The sequence below is a fragment of the Pseudomonadota bacterium genome (assembly GCA_036141575.1).
Lineage (GTDB): Bacteria > Pseudomonadota > Alphaproteobacteria > UBA2136 > JAPKEQ01 > JAPKEQ01.
Window position 1 is genome coordinate 160,159 of sequence record JAYZXF010000017.1, and the last position, 13,639, is coordinate 173,797.

The 13,639-nt window shown below is 47.8% G+C and carries 15 protein-coding genes; 6 read left to right on the top strand and 9 right to left on the bottom strand.

Going from position 1 to position 13,639, the window contains the following annotated elements; genetic code table 11:
- Positions 1 to 99 precede the first annotated feature (99 nt).
- Together VX730_08330 and VX730_08335 are read right to left on the bottom strand one after the other, a co-directional pair.
- A complete protein-coding gene (locus VX730_08330; protein ID MEC9292393.1) occupies positions 100 to 327 on the bottom strand; it encodes a hypothetical protein in 228 nt (75 codons plus the stop codon).
- 97 nt (positions 328 to 424) lie between these two features.
- Positions 425 to 937: a hypothetical protein gene (locus tag VX730_08335; protein ID MEC9292394.1), complete on the bottom strand. Its 513-nt coding sequence runs from the start codon at positions 935 to 937 to the stop codon at positions 425 to 427.
- A gap of 224 nt (positions 938 to 1,161) precedes the next feature.
- On the opposite strand from VX730_08335, the gene VX730_08340 reads away from it, so the two are divergent.
- Entirely contained in the window at positions 1,162 to 1,725 is a 564-nt protein-coding gene (locus VX730_08340; GenBank protein MEC9292395.1) for a peptidylprolyl isomerase, read from the top strand.
- Positions 1,726 to 2,094: 369 nt separating this feature from the next.
- Complete coding sequence (locus VX730_08345) at positions 2,095 to 2,862, top strand: hypothetical protein (protein MEC9292396.1); 768 nt, start codon at positions 2,095 to 2,097, stop codon at positions 2,860 to 2,862.
- A gap of 41 nt (positions 2,863 to 2,903) precedes the next feature.
- On the opposite strand, the gene VX730_08350 is transcribed toward VX730_08345, so the two are convergent.
- The 3 genes from VX730_08350 to gltX all read right to left on the bottom strand — a co-directional run bounded on the left by VX730_08350 (position 2,904) and on the right by gltX (position 5,439).
- Entirely contained in the window at positions 2,904 to 3,473 is a 570-nt protein-coding gene (locus VX730_08350) for a hypothetical protein (GenBank protein MEC9292397.1), read from the bottom strand.
- A gap of 129 nt (positions 3,474 to 3,602) precedes the next feature.
- Positions 3,603 to 4,010, bottom strand: a complete 408-nt coding sequence (locus VX730_08355) for a hypothetical protein (GenBank protein ID MEC9292398.1) — start codon at positions 4,008 to 4,010, stop codon at positions 3,603 to 3,605.
- Between the two features lie 13 nt (positions 4,011 to 4,023).
- Positions 4,024 to 5,439: a glutamate--tRNA ligase gene (gene gltX / locus VX730_08360; protein ID MEC9292399.1), complete on the bottom strand. Its 1,416-nt coding sequence runs from the start codon at positions 5,437 to 5,439 to the stop codon at positions 4,024 to 4,026.
- A gap of 245 nt (positions 5,440 to 5,684) precedes the next feature.
- Here gltX and VX730_08365 point away from each other — a divergent pair, with 245 nt between their 5' ends.
- Genes VX730_08365 through VX730_08375 form a run of 3 tightly spaced genes read left to right on the top strand, consistent with a single transcriptional unit; the run spans position 5,685 to position 8,866 of the window.
- On the top strand, positions 5,685 to 7,271 hold the full coding sequence (locus VX730_08365; protein MEC9292400.1) for a ComEC/Rec2 family competence protein: 1,587 nt from the start codon (positions 5,685 to 5,687) through the stop codon (positions 7,269 to 7,271).
- A 12-nt stretch (positions 7,272 to 7,283) separates the two neighbouring features.
- Positions 7,284 to 8,492 carry a UDP-N-acetyl-D-mannosamine dehydrogenase gene (gene wecC, locus VX730_08370; protein MEC9292401.1) on the top strand — a complete coding sequence of 403 codons (1,209 nt, stop codon included), beginning with the start codon at positions 7,284 to 7,286 and terminating at the stop codon, positions 8,490 to 8,492.
- A complete protein-coding gene (locus tag VX730_08375) occupies positions 8,489 to 8,866 on the top strand; it encodes a hypothetical protein (GenBank protein ID MEC9292402.1) in 378 nt (125 codons plus the stop codon). Before wecC ends, VX730_08375 begins: the two co-directional genes overlap by 4 nt.
- 176 nt (positions 8,867 to 9,042) lie before the next feature.
- Here VX730_08375 and VX730_08380 read toward each other — a convergent pair whose 3' ends face one another.
- Positions 9,043 to 9,642 (bottom strand): hypothetical protein, encoded by a 600-nt coding sequence (locus VX730_08380; protein MEC9292403.1) that lies wholly within the window; start codon positions 9,640 to 9,642, stop codon positions 9,043 to 9,045.
- A gap of 163 nt (positions 9,643 to 9,805) precedes the next feature.
- On the opposite strand from VX730_08380, the gene VX730_08385 reads away from it, so the two are divergent.
- Positions 9,806 to 11,968 (top strand): bi-domain-containing oxidoreductase, encoded by a 2,163-nt coding sequence (locus tag VX730_08385; protein MEC9292404.1) that lies wholly within the window; start codon positions 9,806 to 9,808, stop codon positions 11,966 to 11,968.
- A 52-nt stretch (positions 11,969 to 12,020) separates the two neighbouring features.
- Here the strand turns inward: VX730_08385 and VX730_08390 are convergent, their stop codons facing one another.
- From VX730_08390 to VX730_08400, 3 genes are all read right to left on the bottom strand, one after another.
- Entirely contained in the window at positions 12,021 to 12,362 is a 342-nt protein-coding gene (locus tag VX730_08390; GenBank protein MEC9292405.1) for a hypothetical protein, read from the bottom strand.
- Positions 12,363 to 12,511: 149 nt separating this feature from the next.
- Positions 12,512 to 12,943, bottom strand: coding sequence for a hypothetical protein (locus VX730_08395; GenBank protein MEC9292406.1), 432 nt, complete (start codon positions 12,941 to 12,943; stop codon positions 12,512 to 12,514).
- Between the two features lie 195 nt (positions 12,944 to 13,138).
- Positions 13,139 to 13,600 carry a hypothetical protein gene (locus VX730_08400; GenBank protein MEC9292407.1) on the bottom strand — a complete coding sequence of 154 codons (462 nt, stop codon included), beginning with the start codon at positions 13,598 to 13,600 and terminating at the stop codon, positions 13,139 to 13,141.
- Between the last annotated feature and the right edge of the window lie 39 nt (positions 13,601 to 13,639).

A 13,639-nucleotide genomic window follows, 5' to 3' on the forward strand; every position in this document is an offset into this window, starting at 1 on the left:
AAAAGTGAAAAAGATGAAATATTACCTCTATTTGTATACACTGGATGACTGTCCGTCAAACGAAAAAACACTCTTGCCGTCAAGCAAGAGTGTTCTTTTTCAGAGTCGATATGCGATCATGCGAAGTGCTTTGCGTTCACGCTTGGCGCAGCGGGTGTGGTCACGGTGGGTACGGAGCGTTTTGCCTTTGTGGTTGGTTTTCACCTTCCAGGTCCAGGCGCGTGCATCCATCCAGCCGCCGTATTCCACTTCAGCGTTGCCAAAGTCATTCAAGGTACCAGTGTGAGGGTTAATCTTACGCTGGTTTTGAGAGCCTTGTGCGGACATTGCATGTTTCCTTCTGATGACCGTGCAACATTGCACGTAATCGGAAAGTCATGCGGCCGCGGAGATCGAAGTGTGTCATTGGAGTGTCCTTCTGTGGTTAGATGAAGTACGATTTGTCAGTGCCTGCCAGCCACTCGCCCACAGGGTCATGGAGTACAGGGTTGTCATACATTGTGCCCCAATGCCAAGCTTCCATGGCATCAATGCGGTCTTGCTCCTCCATTTGGGCGAGCCGTGCTTCATAGGCTTCATCCCAAACGCCATGTTTGGCATTCCACTCGGCAGCGGCTTCTTCTACCTCAGGGCAGATGATCGGACGCGAGCGGGGGATGTCCTCCTCAAAGACCATCTGGTCCATGGAAGGTGTTTCTCCCATATCAGCCACCCAGTCCATGTCATGATCCTTGTAGATCAAGTCAATGACGGGAAGGCGGCCTGCCTTGGCTTGTTGGTCAAGCACGCGGCGGGTTTCTGGGGCAGCTTCAATGTTGTTGCGGTGGCTGCGCAGAGTTTTGGTTTTGGTTGTACGACGACGGTCTCTCTCCTCATCGCGACGTGTGGTGGCATGGGCGTCATAGCGCATTTTGGTGCGGCCAAGTTCGCCAGCCAAGCCAGTTGCCGGATTGATCTTCAGAATGTTGGAAGAGCCTTGTACGGACATATAGTCCTCCTTTAAAAGGGGGGGGGAACGGAACGCAAGATGATCTTGCATAAAGATATATATGGGGGAGTTTCTTTTGCTTTGCAAGGGGGGCGAATTCATTTAACATGCTTTCACATTTGAGCTGGCAAGCCCTAGCTCATTTGCATAATAAGAATAAAGGTGATATACCCATGACAAGCTTAAAGAAACTCTTGCTAGCCGTTGCACTATTTGCAGGCTCAGCATTCCAAACAGCGGAGGCAAAAGATTTGGAAAACACTCTATACCTAGACCTTAAAGACGGTCGCGTAACAATTGAACTTTTCCCAGAAGTAGCACCGAACCACGTTGCTCGTATTAAAGAACTTACAAGTGAAGGTTTCTACGATGGTCTTAAATTCCACCGTGTGATTGAAGGCTTTATGGCTCAAACTGGTGACCCTCAGGGTAACGGTACAGGCGGTAGCGGTAAAAACCTAGACGCTGAATTTAACGACAAACCACACCTTCGTGGTACAGTTTCTATGGCACGCGCTATGGACCCGAACAGCGCTGACAGCCAGTTCTTCATCTGCCTTGAAGCAGCGCCACACCTAGACGGCCAATACACTGTATGGGGCCAAGTAACAGATGGTATGGAACACGTTGATGGCATTAAGAAGGGCGACCAGTGGGCGAACGGCTCAGTAGACGATCCTGATACAATCATTAAGATGCAACTTGCGTCAGACGTGAAAGAAGAGAAGGCGTCTTAATTCTACTTTCAGCGTCTGCAAATCCCTTTTGGCCTGCGCGACGATGCTCATGTATTTTTAATACACTCCGCTTCGTGTGCTCTCCCAAAAAGAATTTTCGTCAGCTGAAAGCGAATTGATATCTTCATAAAAACCGCCTTCGGGCGGTTTTTTCATGCCTTGAAAAAGGTGTTTTTAATACCCATAATATACCTTAAGCATAGGATTTCTCTCTTGGAATCCCTATCTACCCATGGTGGGTTGCTACAAAGGCAAGCCCCGTGTGGGCATTCCTTTTTAGCCGTGCAGGATCTTTTTTGCATGAGATAGCATTTCGTATGCTGAGACGCTGTAATGGTTCAGCGCACATTGCCAATGGAGGCAATACCTATGAAAACTCAAAAAATCAAACTGTATGAATTTCCCAAGGGCTATGAAGCTGATGAGATTCTGGCTCATGCCATTGTTGCGCATTGTTTGGTAAATGAATGGAGCCAAGCGCCGCGTATGGAAATGCGTGCGCACATCTGTGCCAAGCTCGCGCGATCCCAAAAGAACCAATACGGTGATGAACACATGAAAACCGTGGAACAAGCCGTTCACTTAGATTATGACAATCCATTCGATCTTCTGGAAGATGCTTTTAAGCAGGAAGGTCGGACATTGTGGTTCCATTACTTGCTGGCTTTTGAGCTGGCACAAGTGCCAGGTGTTCATGTTCCAATGATTGAGAAGGCGCGCAAGAAAGTTCAATCTCGTTTGAGCGAGATGGATCGCTCGGGCCGTTTGCCGCTTCTTGCTCTTCTACACTATGACTGCGGCCTGCCGAGCAATATGCGCTGGTCTGGTGGACATGAGGTACAGATGCGGGCTTCGCTGTATGCTCTGCTAGAGCATTTGGCTATCCGTTCTGATGACGTCTGGGTGTCGAACTCTGACCTTGCGATTCCGCATGGCTACAGCGTTGTTCTGACCACCTCTGAAAACTACGGTACCAACAATATCGTGGTTGAGGTCAATCAAGTTCCGGTGTTGGTGGTTGATGTGAACAAAGATTACATCTTGTGGACCAAAGAAGCAAGCTGGGCGCTGCTGGAGTATATCCAGCTGGAAGGAGGCGCCACCTGCGACAAACCCGGACGTATCACCGTCCAGTAACACGAAAATAGCTAAGGCCCCCAAACGGGGGCCTTTTGCTTTTAATCGATCAGGTCAATAAGTCCCTGCAGGACAGGAACTTCTTGAATGTAGTAAACAACGTTTGAGGGGTTGTTAAGAGCATTTTCGCAAATGACAAATGCCGCAGGGTCGTAGTCTTCCCACTGGTAGGAAATATAATGGCATCTGTTGGTGTCTACAGTATCATAGCGCAATACACTTCTGATTTGCTCTACGCCACCTTCGGTCTCAAGAACATTGTACAAAGGTGTATAGTACCGATATTCATCCCGGTTCAAGTCTGCCTGTAGATAATAGCGAAGGCCATCATCCGGCTGCACATAGCTGAACTTGGAAGTCTCTTTGCCTGTGGTAAGGCTATGGTCCAAAATGGACAGATTGATGGCAATGCTTGCGATGAAGTCCAAGCCTTCTGTGAAGGTCATCTCTTCGGTGGGCAGGCTGCGTTGTGCCATGCCCTGTACAATCATTTCCACATTATTGGAAAAGAAACCGCGCTCAAATGCGGGGCTTGTTGCATCTTCTTCGGCAGAAGCAAAAGAAATTGAGGTTAACAGAACAGCTAATGCTGCCAAAATAAGTTTACGCATAGGAGAAATCCTTAGAAAAAAGAACATACAAGATACGGAATATTTATTCTATACCTTGTTTGTAAGGGGGCTGTCAATGTGGGATACGTATTTGAAATGTCATAATAAAACCCCCATGTGGGGGCTTTATTATTTAGAGAGTTCGATGCATGTGTCCATAGGAAGCTTTTCAATTTCGCTGAGCCAGTTCCCAAACATAAAGTTACCATCGCCGGATACATTGGTTTTAGTTTTTATGCAGGTTTCAGGTTTAGGGGCTTTCAAGGCGTTCAGCATGCCACCATGCATTTGGTAAATATGCTCACTCCCAACCATGTTGCCACACTCATCCTTTTCAGGGTGCGCCGTTTGTTTTACACGTACAGTCACATCTAGGTATTTATGTGTATGGCCTTCAGAGATGCCGCGTCCGGGCTCATTACGTTTCTCAACCTTGAGCACTTTACCTGTGATGTCACATGTAGGCTGAAGTGGATACTGTGAGGCATGCGCGCTTACAGCACTTAGGGTGAGGGCGGTAATGAGTAGAGTTTTCATTATGAGCGATCCTTTATAGGTTATGGCCAAGGCGTTTTAGGCTTTCCTCTTTGCCAAGAGCACTGAGGATAGCACCAACGCTTGGTGCCTGTGTTGTGCCTGTCAGAGCCACACGTACTGGCATACCCACAGCAGGGAACTTGGCGCCTGATTCTTTCACGTATGTTTTTACAACGCCGTCTAGAGACTCTTCGCTCCAGTCGTCTTGCATGTCTAGAGCATCAGCAAGGCCGTTAACGTGTTCCATACCCGCTTTAAGAACTTCTTCCGCTTTCGCATCAGCAAGGCCTGGGCGGCCATCAAATAGGCAAAACTGAGCCACATCGACAAAGTCAGTCAGGCGACGTGCACGTGGCTTAAGGGCGTCCATAAGCTTGCTGACACGGTCAGCAGCTGCTGCTGGCATTGGTGTACCGTCAAGCTCAAAAAATGGTTTTACTTTGTTGAATAAGTCGTTGTTATTCATTTGTTTGATGTACTCACCGTTGAGCCAGTCTAGCTTATCAAAATCAAAGATAGACGCACCTTTGTTGACAGCTGTAAGCTCAAATGCTGTAACGGCTTCATCCCATGAAATCACTTCTTGATCACCCATACCCCAACCAAGGCGCATCAGGTAATTGTTAAGAGCTGTAGATAGGTAACCCATGTCTTTGTAGTGCATGACATCAACCGAACCTGTACGCTTAGAAAGCTTTTTACCGTCCTTACCGTGGATAAGCGGCAGGTGCGCAAATGTTGGTACATCGTAACCAAGATTTTGGTAAATGTGGATTTGCTTTGGCGTATTGTTAATATGGTCATCACCACGAATCACGTGTGTAATGCCCATTTCAGCATCGTCAACAACCACAGCAAGGTTGTATGTTGGTGTGCCATCGCTACGGAGAAGAACAAAGTCATCTAGCTGTGTGTTGGCAATTTCAATGCGGCCCTGTACGTCATCTTCCCAAGCCGTGCTACCACTTTCAGGGATCTTAATACGCACAACAAAAGGTTTCCCTTCTGCTTCAAATGCAGCGATTTCTTCTTCGCTTAGGTTACGGTGACGACCGTCGTATTTCGGCATTTCACCACGCTCTTCTGCTTCTTTACGCATGGCGTCGAGTTCTTCAGGTGTGACAAAGCATTTGTAAGCTGTACCGTTCGCCAGCATTTTATGCGCTGCTTCAGTGTGCTTTTTTACAAGAGATGTTTGGAAAACGTACTCACCGTTATCTGGGCCAAGGCCAAGCCAGTCTAGGCCATCTTTAATGGCTTGTACGGCTTCTTCAGTACTGCGTTCACGGTCAGTGTCTTCAATACGGACCACGTATTCACCGCCAGCATGATGTGCATAAAGCTTACTAAAAAGCGCAGTACGTGCACCACCAATGTGCAGCATGCCTGTTGGAGAAGGGGCAAAACGTGTTTTAACCGGTTTTGTCATATGAAGAACACCTTATATTTAAAATTACATTGAGGAATTTATACATGAAAACGTGTAGGAGGTGAAGTGTCTTGGTGAGGATTTGTAGGTGTGTCATAATATGCGACGAGCGCGACTGCGCGAGCAAAACCCGAAGTGGAGGGTTTTGAGCGGGCGAAGCCCAAGACGTACGTTTTGAGCAAAGCGAAAAACAATATAAGCGCATATGCGCAGCTATATGCGATAAAGCTGCTTCAAAGGACCACATGCCAAGCATACTCAACATTCTCAAAGTCACCAAAACACCGCTCATTTGTGCGGTCTTACTGCTGCTGGGTGTGAGTGTGGCTATGCAGCTAGAAGGGATGGTAACTTATAAGTCCCCATTGGGAGCTTTGTTTATTTCTCTAGGAATGCTCATTCGCTTTTGGAGAGAAGAGGCACTTTACGCTGTGGCGCTCACCTTTGCGCTCACCAGTACGCTATTTCATCTTTCTTTTCAACCTCAGCCGCCAGAGAGCTTAAGTGATCGTACACTCTGGGCACACGGTATTGTGAAGAGTATTTCTGAGCGTTCGAATGGCCGCTATAACGTATGGTTAGAAGAGCCTCGCTTGTTTACACATCTCGGTACAGTGGATGTGCCATCTGCACGCCTCAGTGTGGCGGCAAATCAGGTCTCAGTTTTAAAGGTGGGTGAGGGCGCCAGTATTCAAGGCAAAGCCTTTGCACCAGAAGCGATGAAAGAAGGCGACACGTTTGACGCTATTGGTTATGCACGTTTTTATGGCCCTACACTCAGAGGCTATGGCCAAGGGCTTATTTCAAATTCATCACTCTTAGAAAGTGCACCTGCAAGAGATGTTGGCTTTATAAAACTTACATACTGGAAAATTCGCCAAGGCTTTTACGATCTTGTGAAATCTCGCACATCAGGCGAGGGTGGTGCACTACTTACAGCGCTTATGACAGGTCACCGCGATGGTGTCTCTTATGAAACCAAAAATGCATTTCGTACCGCAGGGCTTTCACACCTGCTTGCCATTTCAGGTTTGCACCTTGCTTTGGTTACTGGGCTTGCCTACTTTGGCCTGCGCCGTATGATTGGTTTCCATCCTAAAATTATTAACCGCATCAATACACAAAAGTGGGCCGCTGTGCCTGCACTTATTTTGTGTATCGCTTATATGCTGATGGCGGGAGCAAGTTTGCCAACAGTGCGTGCAAGTGTGGTGCTTGGGCTGCTTTTAACAGCTATTCTGATTAACCATAATGCCAACCCGCTGCGTCTGCTTTGTGTCGCTGTTTGGGTGGTCGTTGCACTGTGGCCTTACAGTGTGGCAGGCCCGTCTTTCCAGATGAGTTTTGTGGCAGCGTTTGCCTTAATGCTGTTTTCTCGTGTGGGATATAAAGAACATTATCACTGGAGCATGGGCTGGTGGCATATGCCGTTTGGTTATATGAAAGGCGTATTTATTGGGAGCCTTATTGCAGCTTTGGCCACAATGCCGTTTGTGGCTTGGCATTTTGGTACGGTGAGCCTGCTTGGTTTGTTTGCAAACCTTGTAGCAGTACCGCTCACAGGTCTTATTATTCTACCAATGGCGTTACTGGCTGTGGTGCTGATGCCGCTTGGTTTAGATGCACCGTTTTGGTGGATGGCTCAGTGGGGGGCTGAGCTTCTGATTGGATGGTCGTACTGGATAGAAACCATTCCGTTCGGGGTGTTTGATATCTCGCGAGAGCGTGTCATTTTATTGGCTCTGATAAGCGTGCTCGGCTTGCTTTCACTTCCGCTTAAAAAGGCACTCGCAAAACGTAAATACTTGCGTTACAGTGGCGCTGAACAATAAAGGATTCATAAATTGGCAAACGTAAGCGTTATTGGTCTTGGGTATATTGGTCTTCCAACGGCAGCTGTATTGGGCAGCCATGGGCATAAAGTATTTGGCTGTGATGTCAACCAAGAGACCGTTGATATTATCAATAGTGGTCGTGCTCATGTGATTGAGCCAGACTTGGATGCAGCGGTTGAAAGCGCTGTGTCATCTGGTGCGTTTAAAGCCTTTACAACGCCACAAGCCGCAGATGTTTACGTGATTGTTGTGCCAACACCATTTAAAGGTGAAGAGGGCGGTGTACCTCAGCCAGATATGAGCTACGTAGAAAGCGCAGCGAATGCTATTAGTTCTCTGGTTAAAGAAGATGACCTGATTATTCTTGAATCAACAAGCCCTGTAGGTGCCACACGCGCAAATGTTGCTGACGTGATTGAAGCGGCGCGCCCAGAGCTGAAAGACAAGCTACATTACTGCTACTGCCCAGAGCGTGTTTTGCCGGGGCAAATTCTAACGGAACTGATTGAAAATGACCGCGTGGTTGGTGGCCTTACACCAGAAGCGGCTGTTAAAGCCAAAGCGTTCTATAAAACATTTGTAAAAGGTGCTGTGTTTGAAACGGTTGCTGAGCAAGCTGAACTTGTGAAGCTGACTGAAAACACATACCGAGACATCAACATTGCTTTCGCTAATGAACTGAGTGCCATTTGTGATGAGAAGGGCCTGAACGTGTGGGAAGTGATTCAGTTTGCGAACCGTCACCCGCGTGTGAATGTGCACTTCCCAGGGCCAGGCGTTGGCGGACACTGCATTGCCGTAGACCCTTGGTTTATTGTTTCTGGCGCACCAGAAACAGCTAAACTTACGCACCTTGCGCGTAACATTAACGATGCCAAACCTGCCTACGTGGTAGAGCAAATCCTGAAAGGGATTGAGCAAACAGGCACAGATACTGTCGCTCTACTTGGTATGGCTTACAAGCCTGATGTAGATGACCTGCGTGAATCTCCAAGTGTAGAAATTGCGCACCTTCTTAAACAGAAGACAGATGCTAAAATTTTGATTGTTGAACCATACGTTGACAGCATGGACGGCTTTGATGTGGTGGATACGCAAGCTGCTCTTAAAGAGGCAGGCGTGGTTGCCATGCTTACAAACCATAAAGAGTTTATGGGAATTACACTTGCTGAGCTAGACGGTAAAGCTATTGTAGATACACGAGGAGTATGGGCATGAGCCAGCGTAACGGCGTAAATATTAAGCTTTCAAAAGAGACGGGCGGCATTACGCTTGCTGAGCTTTTTGCTGGGCGCAGCGGTACCATGAACATTGGTGGTGATATTCACCTTTGGGAAGCGGGCGAGGCACCTGAAGGTGTAGACATGATCTGCAAAGTGAACGCCTCAGATGATATGGCAGCTAAGGCAGACAGCTTTAAACTTGCGGCCAAAGGGCATTTCTCACCAGCTTTTGTAGCGCTGCTTGACTGTGATGAAGACGAACTTGTAGAAAGTGCTAAAGCGCATTTCCATACGGTGCTTGTACCTTGCACTAAACGAGAAAATATTCCCGCTGATTTTAGAGCTAGAGTGCTTGGATATACGTCATAAAATTTTTCTATACAATTCTACTATAAGCGGCTGCAAATAATAGCTCGCTGCGCTTCCGCTGCTCAAGTACTTCAGTACGTTCTGCTGCGGTTCTCGCAATCAATTATTTTCGCTCGCATCTAGCGAGTTGTATAAAAAAATGAAAAGCCCCCAGTTGGGGGCTTTTGCGTGTTCGATTAATCTTGCATGAAACGGATCACCAGGCAAACCTGTTTGGTCCGGTAGGTTTCGCCATCACATTTTTCAACATGGGGCATCACCTGAAAGCTGGTGCTGAATTTGTTTCCAAATTGCTCACGCAGACCTGCAACCATGTAATTCATATGGGAGTTGTCCCAGACGAGGTAGCAGTTTTGTGTGTCATGCAACAAAGGGCCGCTGCCGCCATGGTGTTCAACAAACTTGTAAACAGGTAGTTTAATCAGCTTTTTGCGCTTGGATTTAGCTTTGCGCAACTCTCGTTCAGCTGCTTGAGAAGCACGGATACCCAAGTGTGTCGCTGCTTTGCTGAGGGATTCTTCAATGCGCTGTTCAATCACAGGCAAATAAGCCTCAACATAGTCAACTTGCTCTTCAGGTGTATTGCCTTTTGTCGCCTTGATGGCTGCTTTGAGCATTGTCGTACGGGCCTGCTCACGAGATGACGCCGCTTTAGCGATGTCTTCATAGGCGAACAGGTTCATGTCCTCAATAAAAAGCCCTTCGCCGGGCATGTGGCGGAAAGGACGAGGAGATACATCAATATCGCCAAGGTCCAGCATGGGTGTTCTGGGCATGGGTAAACCTCATTTGATAGAGAAAAGGGGAGGGAAAAGATAAGAATTACGTGGAATATAGCAGCATGTGTATACTTGAGCAAACCGAAACTAATCACTCGACAAATTTGCTGTTTTTTGCAAATATGTGGCGTGTTTAACGATTCAAGGAATTTAAGACCTCATGAAACAAGTTGTTCAGCAAATCCGTACAGGTAAAACAGAACTTGCAGATGTTCCTCCGCCAAGCCTCGGCCGTGGTGAAGTTCTTGTGGCGACAGAAGCGTCGCTTATTAGTGCAGGAACAGAGAAAATGCTGATCGATTTTGCAAACAAGAGCGCGCTTGGTAAAGCCAAAGAGCGTCCAGACCTTGTGAGTAAAGTGGTTGATAAAATGCAACGTGATGGCCTGTTCAGCACAATGAACGCTGTGTACGCACAGCTTGAGCAGCCACTACCGCTTGGTTACAGTGCTGCTGGCCGCGTGATTGCCGTAAGTGAAGACATGAAACACCTTTACAAAGAAGGGGACCGTGTAGCCGTTGCGGGTGCTGGCCTTGCCAACCACGCTGAAATTAACGCCATTCCTAAAAATTTGGTTGTGCCAGTTCCTGAGAATGTAAGCTTTGAGCACGCCTCATTTGCAACGCTGACATCTATTGCTATGCACGGCTTTAGAAGTGCGAAGCCTCAACTTGGTGATACAATCCTTGTGATGGGTCTTGGTCTTGTGGGTCAGTTGGCTGCACAGATTGCCCGTGCTTCTGGTGCTAAAGTATTTGCTGTGGATTACGACAAAGGCCGTATTGATATTGCCAAAGAGTGCGGTATTGAAGCCGCTCACAGCCTAGAAGATGGCAACCTTGATGATAAAGTTTCAAGCTTCACAAAAGGCAAAGGTTTTGACAAAGTTCTTATCTGTGCAGCAACAGATAGCTCTCGCCCTATTGAGCAAGCTGCAACGTGGGCCCGTGACCGTGCAGATATCGTTCTGATCGGTAAAACAGGCACAACGCTTCCGCACCGTGACTTCATGCAAAAAGAGCTGAACTTCGTTGTGTCTCGTTCTTATGGTCCTGGTCGTTACGACCCGAACTACGAGCAAAAAGGTCAAGACTACCCAATCGGTTACGTACGTTGGACAGAGCGTGAAAACCTTGCAGAGGCGATCCGTCTCATGGAAACAGGTGATCTGAAAATTGCGCCTCTCATGAGCCACACATACCCAATTGAAGAAGCGGAAGAAGCTTACGAAGTTGTTGTGAACAAGAGCGTACCTCAGCTTGGTGTTGTACTCACTTACGGCCGTAGCGATAGCGCACGTAGCACACCTAAAGTAACGCTTCAGCCAACAGCTACTGCAACAGATACAATCGGCTTTGGTGTAATTGGTGCCGGTGCCTTTGCACGCGGTGTCATGATTCCAAAAATGAAGAAAATGAAAGACGTAAGCCTAACAGGGATTATCTCTAAGGGTGGCCTAAGCGCGCAAGCGGCAGGCAAGCGTTTTGGTTTTGGCTACGCAACAAGCAAAACAGAAGATGTGCTTGGTGATAGTGAAACACAAGCAGTATTTATCGCAACGCGTCATGATAGCCACGCAGAGCTTGTGACTCAGTCTCTTAAAGCTGGTAAGCATGTGATTGTTGAGAAGCCTCTGGCTCTCACATCTGAGCAGCTAGACAGCGTTGAGAAAACAGCGCGCGATAGCGGTAAAGTGCTGATGGTTGGTTTTAACCGTCGTTTCTCTCCATTTACAGAGGCACTTATGGATACATTTAGCCCCGTTACAGGCCCTAAGCAGGTGATTGTACGCGTAAATGCTGGCTTTATTCCGGGTGACAACTGGCAGCACGATAGCTCAATTGGTGGCGGTCGTCTGCTGGGTGAAGTCTGTCACTTTACAGACCTAGCCGTTGGCCTTGTTGGCCATAGTGTTGAGACGATTCAAACAACACGTGGTGCAGGCCAAGACAACTACAACATTACCCTCACATTTACAGACGGCAGTATCGCATCTGTGGTTTACACAAGTGAAGGGGACACACGCTTTAGTAAAGAGCGTATTGAAATGTACGGTGGCGGCATGGTTGGTGTCATTGATAACTTCAGAAAAGGCTTCATTGTTAAAGGCGGTAAAACACGTAAAGTACGTGCAACAAGCTGGTGGAAAGCTCTACTGACTGGTGGCCAAGATAAAGGTCACGGCGCTGAACTGCGTAGCTTTATTGATGCGGTTAAGGGGGATGCACCACTTTCAGTAAGTCTAGATGACTTCCTGCATAGCTCTCGCGTAGTACTCGCAGCTGCTGAAAGCTTAAAAACAGGCGAGCCTGTAAAACTCTAATCTTTCAGGAAATAAGTAAAAGGGCCGCGAGATGCGGCCCTTTTTCGATTTTTTACCAAGTCAGACGTTCAAGACGCTGATAGAAGAACTCCCAGTCGGAAGCTTCAGCTTGTTTGTTGAACTTGGCCAACTCCAGAAGGAGGAACTTTTGGGTAACCCCTTTGCTGCAACCCAATACCTGCAAGTCGTCCATGTGGGCGCCTGCAACAAAACCGTCAAACGGTTCATTGTAAGTTTCTGCATTGTGCATCATGACACTGATTGCAACACGGTGCTCTGTGCATTCTGCCGGATCTAAAAACGGATTGTTTTCTTTTAGGGGTACAAATGCACCCGCGAGAACGAATGCTGCAGCAATCAGGCCTGCAATGAGCATGGTGAGTACTTTTTTCATGTTGGAAAACTCCAGAAGCGCGCACCACATTCAGAGCCCGAATGGCTCTGTTTAAATGGTACGCTAGATGTTTATTACTTATTTATAGAGGAGGGCATTAGCCAAAAAACAAACAGCCCCCGTAGGGACTGCTGCATTTTCATAGTCGATTAGCCGTAAATTGCATTACGGTTGACGCGGCGCGAATAGCGGCCACGCTTTTGTGCCTTGCTGGACAGATAAGGCAGTGTGCCAATCATAAAGATGGCCAAGCCAAACAGCCAGTTCAGTGCAAACATGCCAGCAATGTGCGCAAAGCTTGCTGTGCCATGCATGTTAATATCCATGGCAGCCACATGCTCCAGCGGAACATTGGTGACCATCAGCATCAGACCACTGATGACAGTCATGCTGGATTGAAAGCCTTCCACATCACCTGTGAGGAGAATGAGAAAGTACCCCATAGCCAGCATGAAGGCGTAGAGCCCATAGCCGGTCACAAACATGGATGCCACCCAATCAGATGGAATCACAAAGTATGTGAAGGCGGTAGCCGTAATGTATGCCATCAGAAGTGCAACAAAAGTCAGAAAAGTTTTCATGTCATTTTACCGCACGTTTAGGTGCGGCTCCCTTGTGTGAAGTTTCATAGAAGGTACGCACCCAATTGCAGAGGAAGGACTCTGTTATAAACGGTACGCAGTGTTTGATACTTTTTTATGAAGAGGCCTATTAATAAAAAACAAACCCTCCGTTATGGAGGGCTTGTCTTTAATCAGTCGATTGTTTGCCGGGGGTTACGCGCGTGGCTTCAGGCCACGGTGTTCCTTCAGGATCTGAGCGCTGATGGCACTGACGTTTCCAGCTTCCAGAGCGGCTTTCAGGTCGTCTTTGCCAACGGCAACGACGCCCATGCCCTGTGCGGTCGCGATCTTTTCCATCAGGTCTTTGCCGGCGGGGTTTTGGTCAACCAGTGCGCTGTCGTAGGCCACATTGATTTTGTGAACCAGATTGACGCGGCCTGCGACATTGTCATCCAGCACGTGGCCAACAAACTGCACGTCAGCAGCGGTCACGTTGATGCCGAGCTCCTGAGAAACAATGGCCGGAACATCAACCGCACCACCGGGGTGATGGGCGCCGAACAGGCTCAGTTGGCCAGGGCTATTGCCTTCAGCGTTGACATAATTGCGGACCTGCATCATCAGCTGGCCAGCGGCGTTTTGGATCACAAATGTGACAACAGTGGATTTTGCCATGGAAGATCTCCTTCTATCTGGCGGGGAGGGCGGAAGTTA

What these genes read in the sequence shown, in the direction of transcription:
- VX730_08345 (MEC9292396.1), top strand. Translation starts at nt 2,095, where the DNA reads ATGAAAACTCAAAAAATCAAACTGTATGAATTTCCCAAGGGCTATGAA.
- VX730_08330 (MEC9292393.1), bottom strand. Translation starts at nt 327, where the DNA reads ATGTCCGCACAAGGCTCTCAAAACCAGCGTAAGATTAACCCTCACACT.
- VX730_08375 (MEC9292402.1), top strand. Translation starts at nt 8,489, where the DNA reads ATGAGCCAGCGTAACGGCGTAAATATTAAGCTTTCAAAAGAGACGGGC.
- VX730_08385 (MEC9292404.1), top strand. Translation starts at nt 9,806, where the DNA reads ATGAAACAAGTTGTTCAGCAAATCCGTACAGGTAAAACAGAACTTGCA.
- VX730_08400 (MEC9292407.1), bottom strand. Translation starts at nt 13,600, where the DNA reads ATGGCAAAATCCACTGTTGTCACATTTGTGATCCAAAACGCCGCTGGC.
- VX730_08390 (MEC9292405.1), bottom strand. Translation starts at nt 12,362, where the DNA reads ATGAAAAAAGTACTCACCATGCTCATTGCAGGCCTGATTGCTGCAGCA.
- VX730_08350 (MEC9292397.1), bottom strand. Translation starts at nt 3,473, where the DNA reads ATGCGTAAACTTATTTTGGCAGCATTAGCTGTTCTGTTAACCTCAATT.
- VX730_08340 (MEC9292395.1), top strand. Translation starts at nt 1,162, where the DNA reads ATGACAAGCTTAAAGAAACTCTTGCTAGCCGTTGCACTATTTGCAGGC.
- VX730_08355 (MEC9292398.1), bottom strand. Translation starts at nt 4,010, where the DNA reads ATGAAAACTCTACTCATTACCGCCCTCACCCTAAGTGCTGTAAGCGCG.
- VX730_08395 (MEC9292406.1), bottom strand. Translation starts at nt 12,943, where the DNA reads ATGAAAACTTTTCTGACTTTTGTTGCACTTCTGATGGCATACATTACG.
- VX730_08365 (MEC9292400.1), top strand. Translation starts at nt 5,685, where the DNA reads ATGCCAAGCATACTCAACATTCTCAAAGTCACCAAAACACCGCTCATT.
- VX730_08380 (MEC9292403.1), bottom strand. Translation starts at nt 9,642, where the DNA reads ATGCCCAGAACACCCATGCTGGACCTTGGCGATATTGATGTATCTCCT.
- gltX (MEC9292399.1), bottom strand. Translation starts at nt 5,439, where the DNA reads ATGACAAAACCGGTTAAAACACGTTTTGCCCCTTCTCCAACAGGCATG.